At 72.1% G+C, this 17,864-nt stretch carries 17 protein-coding genes; 9 read left to right on the plus strand and 8 right to left on the minus strand.

Features of this window, described 5'->3' with window-relative positions:
• Positions 1 to 120 precede the first annotated feature (120 nt).
• Positions 121 to 726 carry a TIGR03086 family metal-binding protein gene (locus ACFY8W_RS34480; RefSeq protein WP_391114092.1) on the minus strand — a complete coding sequence of 202 codons (606 nt, stop codon included), beginning with the start codon at positions 724 to 726 and terminating at the stop codon, positions 121 to 123.
• Between the two features lie 110 nt (positions 727 to 836).
• Between ACFY8W_RS34480 and ACFY8W_RS34485 the strand changes: the two genes are divergently transcribed.
• Positions 837 to 1,862, plus strand: a complete 1,026-nt coding sequence (locus ACFY8W_RS34485) for a DUF6597 domain-containing transcriptional factor (RefSeq protein WP_391114094.1) — start codon at positions 837 to 839, stop codon at positions 1,860 to 1,862.
• A gap of 15 nt (positions 1,863 to 1,877) precedes the next feature.
• A complete protein-coding gene (locus tag ACFY8W_RS34490) occupies positions 1,878 to 2,438 on the plus strand; it encodes a GNAT family N-acetyltransferase (protein ID WP_391114097.1) in 561 nt (186 codons plus the stop codon).
• On the opposite strand, the gene ACFY8W_RS34495 is transcribed toward ACFY8W_RS34490, so the two are convergent.
• Positions 2,422 to 2,862, minus strand: a complete 441-nt coding sequence (locus tag ACFY8W_RS34495) for a GNAT family N-acetyltransferase (RefSeq protein ID WP_391114099.1) — start codon at positions 2,860 to 2,862, stop codon at positions 2,422 to 2,424. The genes ACFY8W_RS34490 and ACFY8W_RS34495 overlap by 17 nt on opposite strands.
• Before the next feature lie 302 nt (positions 2,863 to 3,164).
• On the opposite strand from ACFY8W_RS34495, the gene ACFY8W_RS34500 reads away from it, so the two are divergent.
• The gene (locus tag ACFY8W_RS34500; protein WP_391114102.1) at positions 3,165 to 3,905 is read left to right on the plus strand and encodes a Mut7-C RNAse domain-containing protein; all 741 of its coding nucleotides are present in this window, start codon (positions 3,165 to 3,167) and stop codon (positions 3,903 to 3,905) included.
• A gap of 24 nt (positions 3,906 to 3,929) precedes the next feature.
• Here ACFY8W_RS34500 and ACFY8W_RS34505 read toward each other — a convergent pair whose 3' ends face one another.
• Entirely contained in the window at positions 3,930 to 4,424 is a 495-nt protein-coding gene (locus tag ACFY8W_RS34505; protein ID WP_391114105.1) for a MarR family transcriptional regulator, read from the minus strand.
• A 55-nt stretch (positions 4,425 to 4,479) separates the two neighbouring features.
• Positions 4,480 to 5,040, minus strand: a complete 561-nt coding sequence (locus tag ACFY8W_RS34510; RefSeq protein ID WP_391114108.1) for a TetR family transcriptional regulator — start codon at positions 5,038 to 5,040, stop codon at positions 4,480 to 4,482.
• Between the two features lie 115 nt (positions 5,041 to 5,155).
• Here ACFY8W_RS34510 and ACFY8W_RS34515 point away from each other — a divergent pair, with 115 nt between their 5' ends.
• Positions 5,156 to 6,595 (plus strand): FAD-dependent monooxygenase, encoded by a 1,440-nt coding sequence (locus tag ACFY8W_RS34515; RefSeq protein WP_391114110.1) that lies wholly within the window; start codon positions 5,156 to 5,158, stop codon positions 6,593 to 6,595.
• A gap of 155 nt (positions 6,596 to 6,750) precedes the next feature.
• On the opposite strand, the gene ACFY8W_RS34520 is transcribed toward ACFY8W_RS34515, so the two are convergent.
• Both ACFY8W_RS34520 and ACFY8W_RS34525 read right to left on the minus strand, forming a co-directional pair.
• Positions 6,751 to 7,461, minus strand: coding sequence for an AAA family ATPase (locus tag ACFY8W_RS34520; RefSeq protein ID WP_391114113.1), 711 nt, complete (start codon positions 7,459 to 7,461; stop codon positions 6,751 to 6,753).
• A gap of 120 nt (positions 7,462 to 7,581) precedes the next feature.
• Positions 7,582 to 8,061 carry a hypothetical protein gene (locus ACFY8W_RS34525; RefSeq protein WP_391114115.1) on the minus strand — a complete coding sequence of 160 codons (480 nt, stop codon included), beginning with the start codon at positions 8,059 to 8,061 and terminating at the stop codon, positions 7,582 to 7,584.
• Between the two features lie 210 nt (positions 8,062 to 8,271).
• Here ACFY8W_RS34525 and ACFY8W_RS34530 point away from each other — a divergent pair, with 210 nt between their 5' ends.
• Positions 8,272 to 9,036 (plus strand): SDR family NAD(P)-dependent oxidoreductase, encoded by a 765-nt coding sequence (locus tag ACFY8W_RS34530; protein ID WP_391114117.1) that lies wholly within the window; start codon positions 8,272 to 8,274, stop codon positions 9,034 to 9,036.
• Between the two features lie 52 nt (positions 9,037 to 9,088).
• Here the strand turns inward: ACFY8W_RS34530 and ACFY8W_RS34535 are convergent, their stop codons facing one another.
• Positions 9,089 to 10,282: an RtcB family protein gene (locus tag ACFY8W_RS34535; RefSeq protein ID WP_391114120.1), complete on the minus strand. Its 1,194-nt coding sequence runs from the start codon at positions 10,280 to 10,282 to the stop codon at positions 9,089 to 9,091.
• Between the two features lie 175 nt (positions 10,283 to 10,457).
• Between ACFY8W_RS34535 and ACFY8W_RS34540 the strand changes: the two genes are divergently transcribed.
• The 3 genes from ACFY8W_RS34540 to ACFY8W_RS34550 all read left to right on the plus strand — a co-directional run bounded on the left by ACFY8W_RS34540 (position 10,458) and on the right by ACFY8W_RS34550 (position 13,723).
• Entirely contained in the window at positions 10,458 to 11,429 is a 972-nt protein-coding gene (locus tag ACFY8W_RS34540) for a DUF3558 domain-containing protein (protein ID WP_391114123.1), read from the plus strand.
• A gap of 132 nt (positions 11,430 to 11,561) precedes the next feature.
• Positions 11,562 to 12,290 carry a DUF3558 domain-containing protein gene (locus ACFY8W_RS34545; RefSeq protein WP_391114125.1) on the plus strand — a complete coding sequence of 243 codons (729 nt, stop codon included), beginning with the start codon at positions 11,562 to 11,564 and terminating at the stop codon, positions 12,288 to 12,290.
• A 119-nt stretch (positions 12,291 to 12,409) separates the two neighbouring features.
• On the plus strand, positions 12,410 to 13,723 hold the full coding sequence (locus ACFY8W_RS34550) for a DUF2637 domain-containing protein (RefSeq protein WP_391114127.1): 1,314 nt from the start codon (positions 12,410 to 12,412) through the stop codon (positions 13,721 to 13,723).
• A 408-nt stretch (positions 13,724 to 14,131) separates the two neighbouring features.
• On the opposite strand, the gene lysS is transcribed toward ACFY8W_RS34550, so the two are convergent.
• Positions 14,132 to 15,853 (minus strand): lysine--tRNA ligase, encoded by a 1,722-nt coding sequence (gene lysS / locus ACFY8W_RS34555; RefSeq protein WP_391114130.1) that lies wholly within the window; start codon positions 15,851 to 15,853, stop codon positions 14,132 to 14,134.
• A 178-nt stretch (positions 15,854 to 16,031) separates the two neighbouring features.
• Here lysS and argS point away from each other — a divergent pair, with 178 nt between their 5' ends.
• A complete protein-coding gene (gene argS, locus ACFY8W_RS34560; protein WP_391114133.1) occupies positions 16,032 to 17,801 on the plus strand; it encodes an arginine--tRNA ligase in 1,770 nt (589 codons plus the stop codon).
• Positions 17,802 to 17,864: the final 63 nt, after the last annotated feature.

Raw genomic sequence — 17,864 nt, forward strand, 5'->3', positions numbered from 1 at the left:
CCGTTCCGTCCGCGCACACGGCGGGTGCGCCGCGCACGGCCAGCACGGGACGTAGGCATGTACGGCCTGCACGGCAGGTACGGCATGCACGGCCTGCACGGTGCACGGCCGGCAGGGCGGTCAGACCGCGGCCGCCCAGATCCTCGGGTCGCGTCCCGTCACCGCGAGCAGCCGCTCGAACGGGGAGGCGCCCTCGGGCAGCTCCACCTCGGCGCCGAAGACGCCCATCTCGCGGGCCATCGGCGCCATGCGGGCCACCTCGCCGGCGAGCACCGTCACGACCACAGGGTCCGGCTCGTAGGCCCGGCCGGTGGCCCGGGCCAGGTCCCAGACGTGCACGGTCAGGTCGAGCAGCACCATCGCGCCGACCGTCCGCGCCGGCATGTCCATCGCCCCGGTCGTCCCCTCCTCCGCGCCGGGCTCGGCCCAGGCGGCGACCAGCCGCCCGGTCTCCTCCTCGAAGCGCGTCCGCCACTCCGGATCGGCGAGCCGTTCGGGGTCGGCGCCGGAGAAGTCGGACGGCTGCTTGGCGGCGAGCAGCCGGAAGTTCTCGACGACCCGGAAGAGGTGGTCGAGCAGCCCGCGCACGTCGTAGTCGGCACAGGGCGTGGGCGCGCCGAGCTCCTCGTCCGTCGTGGCCCGCACCAGGGGCACGGCGAGGGCGGCGGCGGAGCCGAGCAGAGCGGCGATGCGGTGATCCTGCTGTTGCCGGTCGTCGTACGTCATGGGTCCGACGCTAGGCGGGGCGCCACCGCCCGTCTTGAAGAAACCCGCCACCGGCGCCCGGCTCGGCGGGGAGTCGGCCTGGCGGCGGGGAGTCGGCCTAGCATCGGAGCATGACCGACCCCGGTCCCGCACCGCGCCGTGACACCCGAGGCATCGTGGACCCGGCCGAACTGCTCGCCCGCGTCCGGTTCCGCCGGCACGTGCCCGCGCCCGGGCTCCGGCCGTACCTGGAGCACTACTGGCTGATCGACTGGGACCTCGCCGAGCCGTACGCGACCCATGTCGTCCCGCACCCGTCCGTGAACGTCGTCTTCGAGCGGTCGGCCGAGCCGCGCGGTCCGGCCGACGGGAACCCGGCCGCCGCGGAGTCGGCGGTCGGGGGGCCTGGGGACGGGGGGTCTGGGGACAGGGGGTGGGCGGTCGGGGGGTCTGCGGTCGCGGACTCGGCGGGCGCGGACTCGGCCGTCACGGACTCCGCGGTCACGGACTCGGCAGTCGTCTCGGGCATCGGCCTGGAGCTCTTCACGAAGAAGCTGACCGGCCGCGGCCGGGTCTGCGGTGTGCAGTTCCGGCCGGGCGGCTTCCGACCGTTCGCGCCCGCGTGGCCGGTCTCGCACTGGACGGGCAGGATCGTCCCGCTGGCCGCGGCCTTCGGCAGCGAGGCCGGCGACGGGGCTGAGGATGCGCACTCCGCCTCTCCGTCCGGCCTCCTCGCGCGCGTGCTGTCCCCGGACGAGGACCACGCGCGCGTGGCGGCGCTCGACGCGTTCCTGCTGGCCCACGGGCCAGCCGCCGATCCGGCCGCCGAGCAGGCGATGGCGCTGGTGGACCTGGTCCGCGCCGACCGCACCGTGCGCCGGGTGTCCGCGCTGGCCCGGGCCGCCGGGCTCTCGCCGCGCTCGCTCCAGCGCCTGTTCGCCTCCCACGTCGGCGTCGGCCCGAAGTGGGTCATCCTCCGCTACCGCATCCACGAGGCCCTGGAACGCGCCGAGTCGGGCCCCGCCGCCACGCCCCCGGACTGGGCCGCGCTCGCCGCCGACCTCGGGTACAGCGACCAGGCCCATCTCGTAAGGGACTTCACGGCGACGATCGGGGTGCCGCCGACCGCGTACGCACGGGCGTTGTCAGTGCCCTGACCTAGGGTGCGGCTCATGACGAGCGACACCGCCGGCAGGACCGGTGAGGGCACGGTCCGCCTGGAACCGTGGGCGGACGAGGACTTCGCGCTGCTCCAGGCGGTGAACGCGCCGGAGTTGACGGAGCATCTGGGCGGCCCGGAGAGCGAGGAGCAGCTCGTCGTCCGTCAGAGGCGGTACGTCGAGCTGGGCGCCGACCCCGACCGTCCTGGGTGCATGTTCCGGATCGAGGTGCTGCCGGAGGGCCGCCCGGCCGGCGCGATCGGCTTCTGGGAGACGTCCTGGGAGGGCGAGCAGGTGTACGAGACGGGCTGGACGATCCTGGCCGGTCTCCAGGGCCGGGGCGTGGCCACGGCGGCGACGCGCGCGCTGATCGGGAAGGCGCGGGCGGAGGGCCGGTTCCGGTCGCTGTTCGCCTTCCCGTCGACGGACAACGGGCCCTCGAACGCGGTGTGCCGCAAGGCCGGCTTCACCCTGCTCGGCGAGCGGGACTTCGAGTACCCGCCGGGCCGGCCGATGCGCTGCAACGCCTGGCGCCTCGACCTGGCTCCGGCCGGCCTCACTGCAGAGGCCTGAGCTCCCGGGTGAAGTGGAAGGCGACGATGTCGAAGCGCTCGCGCAGGTAGAAGCGGTGGGCCCCGGTGCGGTGGGTGCCGGAGTCCAGGTTGAGTTCGTAGCAGCCGGCCTCGCGGGCGTGCGCCTCCAGGTGCGCGACCATCGCGTTCCCGACGCCGCCGGAGCGGGCGTCCTCGCTGGTCACCAGGTCGTCCACGTAAAGCTTCTTGAGCGAACTGGTGTTGACGATGATCCGCCATCCGGCGGCCCCGACGCAGCGTCCGTCGTCGGCGTAGGCCGCGCTGAAGCGCAGGCCCTGGGCGTGCCCGGTCGCGTAGATGTCGCGGAAGAGTTCCGCCGTGAGATGCGGCCGCAGCTCGCGGAGCACCGGCAGCAGGTCGGTCTCCAGGCGCGGGTCACCGGGCTCGAGGTCAACGATCTTCATACGGCGACCGTACCGTGCGGCCCGCCCGGCGCCCGGTCCCGCCGGCGAGCGGGGGCACGACGACCGGGCGGGCCGGGCGGGCGGCAGCCCCGCGACCGCTGGACACCCCGCGCGGGCGGCGCCCCGCGACCGCCGAGTGGGCCGGGCGGGCGGCAGCCCCGCGACCGCTGGACACCCCGCGCGGGCGGCGCCCCGCGACCGCCGAGTGGGCCGGGCGGGCGGCGACCCCGCGACCGCCGGGCACGCCGTGTGGCGGCGGAATTGCCTGGCCGGGAAGTGACGCGCGGTGCCATCCTGGCTGCGTGAACGGACCGGAGATCCAGATCAGCTTCGCCCCCGCCCTGCGGCTCTTCGTCTCGGCGGAACGGCGCGCGGGGCACACCGCGGTCGCCACGGACGGCGCCTCCTCGCTCGGCCATGTCGTGGAGTCGCTCGGCGTCCCGCTGACCGAGACCGGGCGGCTGCTCGTGAACGGCCGGCCCGTCGCGCCCTCGCACGTCCCCGCGGCCGGCGAGACCGTCGACGTGGAGGGCGTCGAGCGGCCACAGTCCGTTCCGGGCGCCCCGCTCCGCTTCCTCCTGGACGTCCACCTCGGGACGCTGGCCCGGCGGCTCCGGCTGCTCGGCGTCGACGCCGCGTACGAGAGCGAGGACATCGGCGACCCGGCCCTGGCCGCGCTCTCCGCGAAGGAGCGGCGCGTGATGCTGTCCCGCGACCGCGGGCTGCTGCGCCGCCGCGAGCTGTGGGCCGGCGCCTACGTCTACAGCGACCGGCCCGACGACCAACTGCGCGACGTTCTGGAGCGGTTCGCGCCGCCGCTCGCGCCGTGGACCCGCTGCACGGCCTGCAACGGACCGCTCGCGGAGGCCGACAAGGACACGGTGCGGGAGCGGCTGGAGAAGGGCACGGAGAACACGTACGACGTCTTCGCCCAGTGCACCGAGTGCGAGCGGGTCTACTGGCGGGGCGCCCACCACGCGCGCCTGGAGGCGATCGTGACGGACGCGGTCCGGGAGTTCGGCGGCACGCCAGCCGCGCGCTGAGCGGCGGCGGGCCGACCGCTCCCCTCAGTCGGAGTCGAACTCCCCCGAGCGCAGCCGCTCGACCTGGGCCGCGCTCACGTCGACCGTGCGCCGCATGTAGTCGGTGAGCAGGGCGATCCCGGCGTCGTCGTACGCGTCGAAGAGCTCGGCCCAGGTGCGGTTGAGCCGCCGCCAGAACGCGCCGAGTTCGGCCGCCTTCTCGGGAACCGACGCCACCATGACCCGGCGCCGGTCCTCGGCGTCGCGCTCGCGCCGGACGTATCCGGCGCGTTCGAGCCGGTCCACGAGCCGGGTGGCGGAACCGGTGGTGAGCCCGGTGAGCTCGGCGACCCGCCCGATGGTGACCGGCTCCCCCTCCAGGCTCAGCAGGCTGAGGCACTGGACGTCGGTCGGGTGCAGGCGCAGATGATCGGCGACGGCCTGGTTGAACAGGGCGTACGAGGCCATGTAACGACGCGCCTCGCCCTGCATCTCGGCCATCAGCGCGTCCCTGCCGCCGCCGGCTTTCTTCTGCGTCATGCAGAAATCGTACGGGACAGGGAATGCGGCTGCGCGCCCGTGACCGCCGCCGGTTTCAGGGCCCCTCGGCGGTCAGATAGCGCTGCACGGTCGGCCCGAGCCAGGCCACCACGTCCTCGCGGCCCATCTCGACGAGCGGGCCGAGGCGCAGTACGTATCGGGCGAGCGCCATGCCGAGTATCTGGGAGGCGACGAGCCCGGCGCGGCGCGGCGCGTCCGCGGGGTCGGGGCAGACGCCGGCGACGACCGGACCGATCTGCTCCGCGAAGAGCCGCTGCATCCGCTCGGCCCCCGCCTCGTTGGTGACGCCGACCCTCAGCAGTCCGGTCAGGACGTCGTCGCGCTCCCAGCGGTCGAGGAAGTGGGTGACCAGGGCGGCACCGGCGTGCCGGGCGGGCAGCGAGCCGAGCTCGGGGAGTTCCAGCTCGATCGTGGAGGCGGCGGCGAACAGCCCCTCCTTGTTGCCGTAGTAGCGCATGACCATCGACGGGTCGATCCCGGCGTCGCGCGCGATGGAGCGGATCGTCGCGCGCTCGTACCCGTCCGCGGCGAAGCGCTCGCGGGCGGCGTCGAGGATCGCGGCGCGGGTGGCGTCGGAACGGCGTGCGGTCGTCATGCCAACAAGTGTAGGCCAACAGCCGTTGACAGTGCGTCGCGGACGGGTCTACATTTGCCAACAAGCGTTGACCAACACACGTTGGCCAACGGACGTAGGCACCCTGGAGGCAGCGATGAGCACCACGGGCACCCCCGGCACCCCCACCTCCCCGACCACCTCACCGGCCCCCTTCGACACCGACGTGCTCGTCGTCGGCGCGGGCCCCACCGGCCTGCTCCTCGCCGGGGACCTCGCCGCCGCCGGACTCAGGGTCACGGTCGCCGAACGCCGCCCCGAGGGCCGCTCGAACCTGACCCGCGCCTTCGGCGTCCACGCCCGCACCCTCGAACAGCTCGACGCCCGCGGCCTCGCGGACGAACTGGTCGCCACCGGCACGCCGATCACCGACCTGCGCCTCTTCGGCCGGCTGTCCCTCGACCTCTCCCGGCTGCCCTCCCGCTTCCCCTTCCTGCTCATCACCCCCCAGTACGAGGTCGAGCGCCTGCTCCAGCGCCGGGCACAGTCCGCGGGTGTGGAGTTCCGGTACGGCATGGAGCTCCGCGGCCTGCGCCAGGACACCGACGGGGTCACCGCGGAACTCACGGGACCCGACGGTCCGGCGACGCTCCGGGCCCGCCACCTCGTCGGCACCGACGGCGTCCGCAGCGCGGTCCGCTCCGCCCTCGGCCTGCCCTTCCCCGGCGCCTCCGTGATCCGCTCGATCGTGCTCGCGGACGTCCGGCTCACGAAGGAACCCGGCCGGCTCCTCACGGTCGCCGCCTCCCCCTCCGGGAACGCCTTCGCGTTCGTCGCCCCCTTCGGCGACGGCTGGTACCGGGTGATGGGCTGGGACCGCCGCCGGCAGGTCGCCGACGACGCGCCGGTCGACCTCGACGAGGTCAGGTCCATCGCCCGACAGGCCCTCGGCAGCGACTTCGGCATGCACGACGCCCGCTGGATCTCCCGGTTCCACAGCGACGAGCGTCAGGCACCCGCCTACCGCTCCGGCCGGGTCTTCCTCGCCGGCGACGCCGCCCACGTCCACTCCCCCGCCGGCGGCCAGGGCATGAACACCGGCCTCCAGGACGCCGCCAACCTCTCCTGGCGACTCACCGCGGTGCTGCGCGGCGAGGCACCCGACCCCGAGGCCCTGCTCGACGGCTACCAGGCGGAGCGGCACCCCGTCGGCAGGAAGGTGCTGCGCAGCAGCGGCACCATCGTCCGGCTCGCCATGGCCCGCACCCCACTCCAGCGGACCGCCCGCGACCTCGCCGCCCGACTCCTCGGCGGCATCCGGCCCGCGGCCGCCCGGGCGATGGGCCTGATCAGCGGAATCGGCATCACCTACGGCCCCGAGACGCGCCGGGTCCCCGACCTCGAGCTGCGCGAGGGCCGGCTGTACGAACTGCTGCGCGCGGGCGAGTTCGTCCTGATCACCCCCGACGGCACCACCCCGGCCCCGCCCCGAACGGCCCCCGTCGCCCGCGACCGCGTCATACACGCCACCTGGGCCGACCCCGCCCGCCGCGACACCCTCCTGGTCCGCCCCGACGGCTACACGACCCCGCTGTAGCCCGCCGGCATCCGAAAGCCAGGGGACCCGAGGCCCGGAAGCCCGGAAGCCCGGAAAGGCCAGGGAGACCGCCCCAAGGGCTGCGACGAGGCCGTTTCCTTCGGGTCAGGGCCGGACAGGCCGCCGCGGACCGGCCGGCGTCCGGAGGAGGCGGCCTAGTCCTCGAGGACGTGCCGCAGATAGCTCCGCGGGTCCGCCAGATAACGGCGCCAGTGGTCGACCACGCCCAACTCCGCCCAGGCCACCCGGCGCATCCCGTGCTCGCCGACCTCCACGATGTCGGCACCCGGCAGGGCCGTCAGCAGCGGCGAGTGCGTGGCGCACACGACCTGGCCGCCCCGCTTCACCAACTGGTCCACATGCCCCAGCAGCTCCAGGCACGAGGTGAAGGACAGCGCGGCCTCCGGCTCGTCCATCACGTACAGCCCGGGCAGCAGGAACTTCTCCCGGAACGCCGCCAGAAAGCCCTCGCCATGACTCACCGCATCGGGCGCGAAGCCCTCCCGGTCCAGCGCGTCGAGCGCCGTCTCGGCCCGCAGGAAGAAACCCTTGCGCGCCGCGCGGCTCCCCAGCATCCGGCGCCCGCGCGGCGCGGCGTCGAAGCGGATCCGCTCACCGAGCACCGACCTGCCGCGCGAGGTGGCATAGCGCCAGTCGTGCGAGCCGCCCCAGGAGTCGAGCCCGAAGCCCTCGGCGAGCGCCTCGACCAGGGTGGACTTGCCGGAGCCGTTCTCACCGACCAGGAAGGTGACGGGCGCGTCGAAGCGCAGCCCCTCGGCCATGAGCTGACGCACGCACGGCACCGACCAGGGCCACTCGCCCTCGTCATAGGAGGCGACATGGGCGTACGCGCGTTCGACGATCACGGATCGAGTCTCACACGACGGCCGCCACACGGCAGCCGACCAGGCCACCGCACCCGCCCCGCCACCGGCACGGCACCCGCCCCGTCACCAAACCCGGCGCCGGCCCCGGCACCCGCGCCGTCAGAAGACGTACGGGTCGCCGGTGGCGAGGACCAGGACGTGGTGCCGGTCGTTCCGCGGGTTCGCGTCGGCCACGCCGTCCCGCCAGACCGTGCGGATGTCCACGGTCAGCTCGTCCGGCCGCCCCACCGTCCGCAGGTCGAGCGCGAGCTCGTCGGCCACACCGGCCGCCCGCAGCTCGCCCGTACGGCAGGAGACCACCCGGTCACTGCTCCACAGACAGGACGGCGGCAGCTCCTGACCGCCCGCCATGGGCTCCGAGAAGGCGAGCCGGACGGTCGCCTGGGAGACGTCCGAGGGCCCGTGGTTCTCGCTCACCAGCCAGACACCCAGCCGCCCGTCCCACAGGGAGGCATGCCCGTGGTGGGCCAGGTCCGCCTCGGCCCCCACGCCCGCCGCCACACCCGTACCCGTACCCGTACCGCCCACCAGGGCAGCCGTCAGGGCCGCACCGAACAGGGCCTTGCGCATTGCACTCATGCCCCGAAGATACCGATTGATCCCCATATATTCTGACTACCTGTCAGTCGCGTGTCCCGGCCCCCGGGACACGCCCCGCCCCACAGCGCGCCCCATCGCGCGCCTCACCGCGCCCTCACCCACCGGCCCACCGGCCCCAAGGCCACCCCGCCTATCCTGACGACGCGATCGAACGATCGACACCACGACCACCCGCGCGAGGAGCCCGTCATGACCGCCCCCGGCAAGCCCATCGCCGTCGTCACCGGAGCGAGCAGCGGCATCGGCGCGGCCACCGCCCGACAGCTCGCCGCCGCCGGCTACCGCGTCGTCCTGACCGCCCGCCGCAAGGACCGCATCGAGGCCCTGGCCGCCGAGATCAACGAGGCCGGCCACCAGGCCACCGCCTACGCCCTCGACGTCACCGACCGCGCCGCCGTCGACGAGTTCGCGACCGCGTTCCCCACCCTCGGCGTCCTGGTCAACAACGCCGGCGGCGCACTCGGCGCCGACCCCGTCGCCACCGGCGACCCCGACGACTGGCGCCGGATGTACGAGGTCAACGTCATCGGCACCCTCAACCTCACCCAGGCCCTGCTCCCCGCCCTCACCGCCAGCGGCGACGGCACCGTGGTCGTCGTCTCCTCCACCGCCGGCCACGCCACCTACGAGGGCGGCGCGGGCTACGTCGCCGCCAAGAACGGCGCCCGCGTCCTCGCCGAGACCCTCCGCCTGGAGATCGTCGGCACCCCGGTCCGCGTCATCGAGGTCGCCCCGGGCATGGTCAGGACCGAGGAGTTCGCCACCACCCGCTTCCGCGGCGACACCGAGAAGGCCGCCAAGGTCTACGCGGGCGTGGCCGAACCGTTGTCCGCCGACGACGTCGCCGACACCATCACCTGGGCCTGCACCCGTCCGCCCCACGTCAACATCGACCTCTTGGTCGTCCGCCCCCGCGCCCAGGCCTCCAACACCAAGGTCCACCGCGAACTCTGACCCGCACGGCCGGCAGGGTGTCGCTGACGCGACACCCGCACCGGTTTCACCCTCAACCCTTCACGTTCACGACCTGCTTCAGCTTCGCGACGACCTCGACCAGGTCCTGCTGCTGCTCCATGACCTGCTCGATCGGCTTGTAGGCGCCGGGGATCTCGTCGAGTACACCGGCGTCCTTGCGGCACTCCACGCCCCGCGTCTGCTCCTCCAGGTCCCGGACGGTGAACCGCCGCTTCGCCGCGCTCCGGCTCATCCGGCGGCCCGCCCCGTGCGAAGCCGAGTTGAACGCGGCCTCGTTGCCGAGTCCCTTCACGATGTACGAGCTGGTGCCCATGGATCCCGGGATGATCCCGAACTCTCCGGATCCCGCGCGGATCGCACCCTTGCGGGTGACCAGCAGGTCCATGCCCTCGTACCGCTCCTCCGCCACGTAGTTGTGGTGGCAGGAGATCACGGGTTCGAAGGTGACCTTCGCCTTCCGGAACTCCCGTCGCATGACCTCCTGCAGGAGCGCCATCATGACGGCACGGTTGTACTTCGCGTACTCCTGGGCCCAGTAGAGATCGTTCCGGTAGGCCTCCATCTGCGGCGTGTCCGACAGGAACACCGCAAGGTCACGGTCCACCAGTCCCTGGTTGTGGGAGAGCCTCTGCGCCACGCCGATGTGGTACTCGGCGAGCTCCTTGCCGATGTTCCGAGAGCCGGAGTGAAGCATCAGCCAGACCGAACCTGCCTCATCAAGACAGACTTCGATCAGGTGATTCCCTCCACCGAGGGTTCCCATCTGCTTTTCAGCCCGCCCGCGAACGAACTTGACCGAGTCCGCGACCGTGTCGAACCGCGACCACAGGTCCCCGAAGCCCGCCGTAGGGAACCGGTACAGCCGCCCCGGGTCCACCATCTCCCGGTGCATCCCCCGCCCCACCGGAATCGCCTGCTCGATCTTCGACCGCAGCCGCGAAAGATCACCCGGCAGGTCGTTCACGGTCAGCGACGTCTTGACGGCGGACATGCCGCAGCCGATGTCCACGCCGACCGCCGCCGGGCACACCGCGCCCCGCATCGCGATCACCGAACCGACCGTCGCACCCTTGCCGTAATGCACATCCGGCATCACGGCCAGGCCCTTGATCCAGGGCAGCGTGGCGGTGTTCTGCAGCTGCCGCATCGCGCCGTCCTCGACCGACCCCGGATCCGTCCACATCCGGATGGGCACCTTCGCGCCCGGCACCTCTACGTACGACATACCTACCCACTTCCCCCGAAAAGTCTGATAACGCAAAAACCGGAGCCAAAGCCCGTACAGGTGACTACGGACCGGCATCGACGGCTGCGCTTGCGATAGACATTGTGTTCACTGCGCCATGCGGAGCAGCAAACAGTTTTCGGGGGGACTCCCCCGGAGAAGGGAGCCTGGGATCGTGCAGCGCAAGGCGTACGCACCGGGTCGCACGCCGGGGCGGTCCGGGTCCGCGGCGCTCTCCGCGGTCGCTCTCGCCCTCGGTCTCGGGATCGGCCTGTCGGGCTGTTCCTCCGGTGCCTCTCCGGACGCCGAGACGGTCGACTCCAAGGCGGGTCCCGCCGCGCCCACCGCGGCACCCGGACGCTACCGCACGTTGTTCGAGCCGTGCGGTGCCGTACCGCCGTCGACGCTCAAGGATCTTCTGCCGGGGGCCGCCGGGCTGCCGGAGCCCGAGCGTGACCGGACGTACCGCGGGACCGCGGCGCCCACCTTCGACACGGACCGCCGGGTGGGCTGCGGCTGGAAGTCGGATGCTCCGGACGCCACCCACCGGCTGACGCTCGACGTCGAGCGGGTGGTGTCGTACGACCCGACCGTGAGCGACGACGACCGGGCGCAGGAGGTGTACGGGCGGAAGCAGGCCGCCGCGGGCATCGCGGCGCCGCCGACGGCTCCGTCGACGCCCGCCACTCCGTCGGGTGGCGGCACGCCGCCCGCCAAGGCCGGCGGCGCCGGGACCGGTACCCCGGCCTCGCCGTCCGCCGGCGCGGGTGCGACTTCCCCGCTGGCCGGCCATCAGGCCCAGGGGCCGCTGGCACCGCCCCCGCCCCAGACGACTCCTTCGACCGGTGCCGGTTCCGGCACCGGCACGGCCACCGCCCCGACCACGCCCGGCTCGCCGACCACCGGTCTCGAGGACCGGGTCCTCGACGGTCTCGGCGAGGTGGCCTTCCTGAAGGACACGCTCGCCACTCCCGGCCCGTCCGGTGCCAAGCGGCTCGTGAGCGTGGTGTTCCGCACATCCAACGTCATCGTCACCGTCTCCTACGAGGAGCAGACGACCACCTCCGCCGAGGTCCCGGACAGCAGGGAACTGCAGGAAAAGGCCCGGAATCTGGCCCGTCTGCTCGCGGAGCGGCTGGAGGAGTAGCCGCCCGGCCCCGCTCCGTGAGCGGGGCCGGACCACGTAACGTGTCGGCGTATCCCGCCCGTCGGCAGCCGGCCGCCGACCGCCCGGACGCAGCCGGCCGCCCGGACCGTACGACAAGCGACTGAAGGAACCATGCAGCGATCAGCCCAGCGACTTTCCCGCATACTCGCCTGTGCCGCCGTTCCGGTGATGCTCGTCGCCGCCGGCTGCTCCTCCGGCTCCGACTCCGGCGACAAGGGCTCCGGCTCCGGTGAGCAGGCCTCGGCCTCCGCGACGCCGAAGGCGACGCAGTCGACGAAGGCGGTGGAGCCCGCGAAGTTCGCGAAGCTGCCGGAGATCTGCAAGTCGCTGTCGACGAAGACGGTCGAGGGCCTCGTGCCGAAGGTGAAGAACAAGAAGGGCACGGAGGCCGCTTCCAGCGACGCCGGCAGCCGCGGCGGCTGCTCGTGGAACGGCCTGGAGGACAAGGGCACGAAGGGTTCGCAGTACCGCTGGCTCGACGTCTCCTTCTACCGCTACGAGTCGGACGCCACGCTCGGCAGCGGGCAGGAGCGGGCGGCGGACAACTACGCCAAGGAGCTGGCGAAGGTCCAGGCCACCGCGGGTGCGAAGAAGCTGCGTACGACGCAGGCCTCGGGTGTCGGTGACCAGGCCGACACGGTCACGTACGAACTGCGCAAGACCGACGAGGACTTCCGTTACGCGTCGGTGGTGGCGCGTACGGGGAACGTCGTGATCCTGCTCTCCTACAACGGCGCCGGTTACGCGGGTGCCGACACCCCGTCCGAGAAGTCGATCCAGGACGGTGCGCTGAAGGCGGCCAAGGAGGCCGTCGCCTCGGTGGCGGCGGCCAACAAGTAGCCGAACTCGTCACCGTTTGTACGGATTCGCACGGAGCCCGGTCCTCCCCAGAGGGCCGGGCTTCGCGCGCATGTGCCACTCTGTGCCCGCGAGATGTCGATTGACGGGAGGGATCGCGGGTGGCCGCGATGCAGCTGACACGCACGCACCGGATACTCATCGGCCTGGTCGTCGCGGGCGCGGTGATCATCGCCGGTATCGGATTCGCCGGCTCGTACGCGGCGGTGCGCGAGCTCGCCGTCGACAAGGGCTTCGGCACCTTCTCGTACTTCTTCCCGATCGGCATCGACGCGGGCATCTGTGTGCTGCTCGCGCTGGACCTGCTGCTGACGTGGATCCGCATACCGTTCCCGCTGTTGCGGCAGACGGCCTGGCTGCTGACCGCGGCGACCATCGCCTTCAACGGCGCCGCGGCCTGGCCGGACCCGCTGGGCGTGGGCATGCACGCGGTCATCCCCGTGCTGTTCGTGGTCGCGGTCGAGGCGGCGCGGCACGCGGTGGGCCGGATCGCGGACATCACGGCCGACAAGCACATGGAGGGTGTGCGGCTGACGCGCTGGCTGCTGTCGCCGATCCCGACGTTCCGGCTGTGGCGGCGGATGAAGCTGTGGGAGCTGCGCTCGTACGAGCAGGTGATCAAGCTGGAGCAGGACCGGCTGATCTACCAGGCGCGTCTGCAGGCCCGGTTCGGGCGCGCGTGGCGCCGCAAGGCGCCGGTGGAGGCGTTGATGCCGCTGCGGCTCGCGCACCTGGGCGTTCCGCTGTCGGAGACGGCGCCGGCGGGGCTGGCGGCGGCGGGCATCGAGCCCGTGCTGCTGCCTCCGGCCCCGGTGACGGCCCAGGCCGGGGTCCAGGCCCCGGTCCAGGTCGCTGTGACGGCAGGCGCGACGCCGGAGCTGGAGCAGCCGCGCCCGCAGGGCCAGGTTCCGGTCCAGGCCCAGGTCCCGGGCCAGGTCCCGGCCCAGGTCCCTGGCCAGACGCAGCCGGCGCCGATGGCGATGCCGCAGCCGATGCCGCAGACGGCTGCGGAGGCCTCGCAGGACGGCAACCCGTGGTTCGTGGCCCAGCAGGTCTCGCCGGAGGCGTACCAGGGCACGTACGACCCGCAGATCGTGGAGGGCCTGGAGCCGATTCCGGTGCCGATCCCGCAGGGTCCGGACGATGTTCCGCCGCCGGGGCCGGAGCAGTTCGAGGAGTACCAGGAGTTCGTGGACGAGCAGCCGTCGCTGGACGAGTTCGCCGAGTCCGCGTACAAGGCGATGTGGAACTACGTCGAGGAGAAGCAGGAGTTCCCGAACTCCGAGCAGCTCGACATATGGCTCAGTGACACGTACGGGATCACGCACCCGCGCAGCGCGTCGATCCTGCGGGAGCTGACCCCGCAGCTGCGGCGCCGCATCGAGGAGGAGTGGGCGGAGACCCACACCCCGTAGCCGCGACGGGTACGACACCACCAAACGGCACCGCCCTCCTCCGATCGACTCGGAGGAGGGCGGTTTCCGTTGGGGATCAGGCGCCGAGCAGCTTGCGCACCCGGTCCGCGCCGGCCGCCGGCAGCAGCGTCGGCAGACGCGGGCCGGACCCCTCGCACCACCGCCCCCTCGCACCACTCGGCCCCAAGGGGCCTCACAGGCTTCGGGAGGCTGCGCCGGACTCCGACCGGCGGCGGTAGGGATCAGGCGCCGAGCAGCTTGCGCACCCGGTCCGCGCCGACCGCCAGCAGCAGCGTCGGCAGACGCGGGCCGGACCCCTCGCACCACCGCCCCCTCGCACCACTCGGCCCCAAGGGGCCTCACAGGCTTCGAGAGGCTGCGCCGGACTCCGACCGGCGGCGGTAGGGATCAGGCGCCGAGCAGCTTGCGCACCCGGTCCGCACCGACCGCCAGCAGCAGCGTCGGCAGACGCGGGCCGGTCTCGCGGCTGACGAGGAGCTTGTAGAGCAGGGCGAAGAAGGAGCGCTGGGCGAGCTTGAGCTCCGGGGTGGGCTTGGCCTCGGGGGTGAGGCCGGCCATGACCTTCGGGACGCCGTAGACGAGCGTGGTGAGGCCGTCGAGGGACCAGTGGCTGTCCAGGCCTTCCAGGAGCAGTCGGAGCGACTCGCGGCCCTCGTCGTCCAGGGAGCCGAGGAGCTCGGTGTCGGGCTCCTCGCGGACGATGGTGCGCTGGTCGGCCGGGACCTGGGTGGTGATCCAGTTCTCGGCGCGGTCCAGGCGCGGGCGGACCTCGTCGAGGGAGGTGACCGGGTTCTCCGGGTCGAGCTCGCCGAGGATGCGCAGGGTCTGCTCGTCGTGGCCCGCGGTGATGTCCGCGACCGAGGCGAGCGTCCGGTACGGCAGGGGGCGCGGCGTGCGCGGGAGTTCGCCGGCCGCGGTGCGGGCGGCGCGTGCGTACGCGGCGGCGTCGGCCGGGAGGACGGTGCCGTCGGCGACCTTGGCCTCCAGCTTGTCCCACTCGTCGTAGAGCCGCTGGATCTCCTGGTCGAAGGCGATCTTGAAGGACTGGTTGGGCTTGCGGCGGGCGTACAGCCAGCGCAGGAGCTGGGGCTCCATGATCTCCAGCGCGTCGGCCGCGGTGGGGACGCCGCCCTTGGAGGAGGACATCTTGGCCATGCCGCTGATGCCGACGAAGGCGTACATGGGGCCGATCGGCTGGACGCCGCCGAAGATCCCGACGATCTGTCCGCCGACCTGGAAGGAGGAGCCGGGCGAGGAGTGGTCGACGCCGGAGGGCTCGAAGATGACGCCCTCGTAGGCCCAGCGCATGGGCCAGTCGACCTTCCAGACCAGCTTGCCGCGGTTGAACTCGCTCAGCTTGACGGTCTCGGCGAAGCCGCAGGAGGAGCAGGTGTAGGCGAGCTCGGTGGTCTCGTCGTCGTACGAGCCGACGGTGGTCAGGTCCTTCTCGCAGCGGCCGCAGTACGGCTTGTACGGGAAGTAGCCGGCGCCGCCGCCGGAGCCGTCGTCCTCGGCGGCCGCGCCGGAGCCCTCGGCGGCTTCCAGCTCGGCCTCGTCGACGGGCTTCTGGGACTGCTTCTTCGGCGCCTTCTTCGTCCGGTACTGGTCGAGGATGGCGTCGATGTCGCCGCGGTGGCGCATGGCGTGCAGGATCTGCTCGCGGTAGACGCCGGAGGTGTACTGCTCGGTCTGGCTGATCGGGTCGTACTCGACGCCGAGCTCGGCGAGCGCCTCGACCATGGCCGCCTTGAAGTGCTCGGCCCAGTTCGGGTGCGGCGAGCCGGCCGGGGCCGGGACGGACGTCAGCGGCTTGCCGATGTGCTCGGCCCAGGACTCGTCGATGCCCGCGATGCCGTTCGGCACCTTGCGGTAGCGGTCGTAGTCGTCCCAGGAGATCAGGTGCCGGACCTCGTGGCCGCGGCGGCGGATCTCGTCGGCGACCAGGTGCGGGGTCATGACCTCGCGCAGGTTGCCCAGGTGGATCGGGCCGGACGGGGAGAGGCCGGAGGCGACGACGACCGGTTTGCCAGGCGCACGTCGCTCCGACTCGGCGATGACCTCGTCCGCGAAACGGGAGACCCAGTCGGTCTCGGTGCTGCTCTGAGCCACGATCGGTTCGTCCTTCTTCCTTGGTCCTTGCTGACCTTGTTTCCCTCGCACCAGCCATTCTCCCAGACGGAAGGCGGCACTCCGAGGTTGTCCACAGGGGAGAAAACACGTTGCCCACCCATGGGACACTTGACAAGCGAAATAGTCCGTAAGACTCCCATCACAGGAACGGAAGCTCATGGCCTCGGTCCCTTCCCTCGCTTCGACCGTGCAGCAGCGTCTCGCGGAAGGCCTCTCGGCAGCCCTGCCGGAGGCCGGTTCCGCCGATCCGCTGCTGCGACGAAGCGACCGGGCCGACTTCCAGGCCAACGGCATCCTGGCACTCGCCAAGCAGCTCAAGGGCAACCCGCGTGAGCTGGCGACGAAGGTCGTCGAGGCGATCCCGGCGAACGACGTCCTGAAGGACATCGAGGTGTCCGGCCCCGGCTTCCTCAACATCACCGTCTCGGACGCGGCCATCGTGAACACGCTGGCCGCCCGTGCGGCGGACGACCGCCTCGGTGTGCCGTTCAACGCGTCGGCCGGCACGACGGTGATCGACTACGCGCAGCCGAACGTCGCCAAGGAGATGCACGTCGGCCACCTCCGTTCGGCCGTGATCGGCGCGGCGATGGTCGGGATCCTGGAGTTCACGGGTGAGACGGTGGTCCGCCGCCACCACATCGGCGACTGGGGCACCCAGTTCGGCATGCTCATCCAGTACCTGATCGAGCACCCGCACGAGCTGGACCACAAGGCCGAGGGCACGGACGGGGAGGTCTCCGGCGAGGAGGCCATGTCCAACCTCAACCGGCTCTACAAGGCCTCTCGCGCGCTCTTCGACTCCGACGAGGAGTTCAAGACGCGGGCGCGCGCCCGGGTCGTCGACCTGCAGGCGGGCGACGAGGAGACGCTGGCCCTGTGGCAGCGGTTCGTCGACGAGTCGAAGATCTACTTCTACTCGGTCTTCGAGAAGCTCGACATGGACATCCGCGACCCCGACATCGTCGGCGAGTCCGGCTACAACGACATGCTCCAGGAGACGTGCCGCCTTCTCGAGGAGTCGGGCGTCGCGGTCCGCTCCGAGGGTGCGCTGTGCGTGTTCTTCGACGACGTGAAGGGCCCGGACGGCAACCCGGTGCCGCTGATCGTGCAGAAGTCCGACGGCGGCTTCGGTTACGCGGCGACGGACCTGTCCGCGATCCGTGACCGGGTGCAGAACCTGAAGGCGTCGACGCTGCTGTACGTGGTGGACGCCCGGCAGTCGCTGCACTTCAAGATGGTCTTCGAGACCGCCCGCCGGGCCGGCTGGCTGAACGACGAGGTGAAGGCGCACCAGCTGGCCTTCGGCACGGTCCTCGGCAAGGACGGCAAGCCGTTCAAGACCCGTGAGGGCGAGACGGTGCGTCTGGTGGACCTGCTGGACGAGGCGATCGAGCGGGCGTCCGCTGTGGTCCGAGAGAAGGCTCAGGACCTGTCGGAGGAGGAGATCGCCGAGCGTGGTGCCCAGGTGGGCATCGGCGCGGTGAAGTACGCGGACCTGTCGACCTCGGCGGCCCGTGACTACAAGTTCGACCTGGACCAGATGGTCTCGCTCAACGGTGACACCTCGGTGTACCTGCAGTACGCGTACGCGCGTATCCAGTCGATCCTGCGGAAGGCCGGCGACGCCAAGCCGGCGGCCCACCCGGAGCTGGTGCTCGCCGAGTCGGAGCGGGCCCTCGGCCTGCACCTGGACTCGTTCGGTGACCTGATCGAGGAGACCGCCGAGGAGTTCGCCCCGCACAAGCTGGCCGCGTACCTGTACCAGCTGGCGTCGCTCTACACGACGTTCTACTCGGAGTGCCCGGTGCTGAAGGCCGACACCGCGGAGCAGGTCGAGAACAGGCTCTTCCTGTGCGACCTCACCGCCCGGACCCTCCACCAGGGCATGGCCCTGCTGGGCATCCGGACGCCCGAGCGCCTCTGACGTCCACCGGTGCGTCCGGTCGGTGACGCGAGCTGACGGCCCTGCCCTCCGGCGGGGCCGTCA

Source organism: Streptomyces sp. NPDC012637 (assembly GCF_042954805.1).
GTDB lineage: Bacteria > Actinomycetota > Actinomycetes > Streptomycetales > Streptomycetaceae > Streptomyces.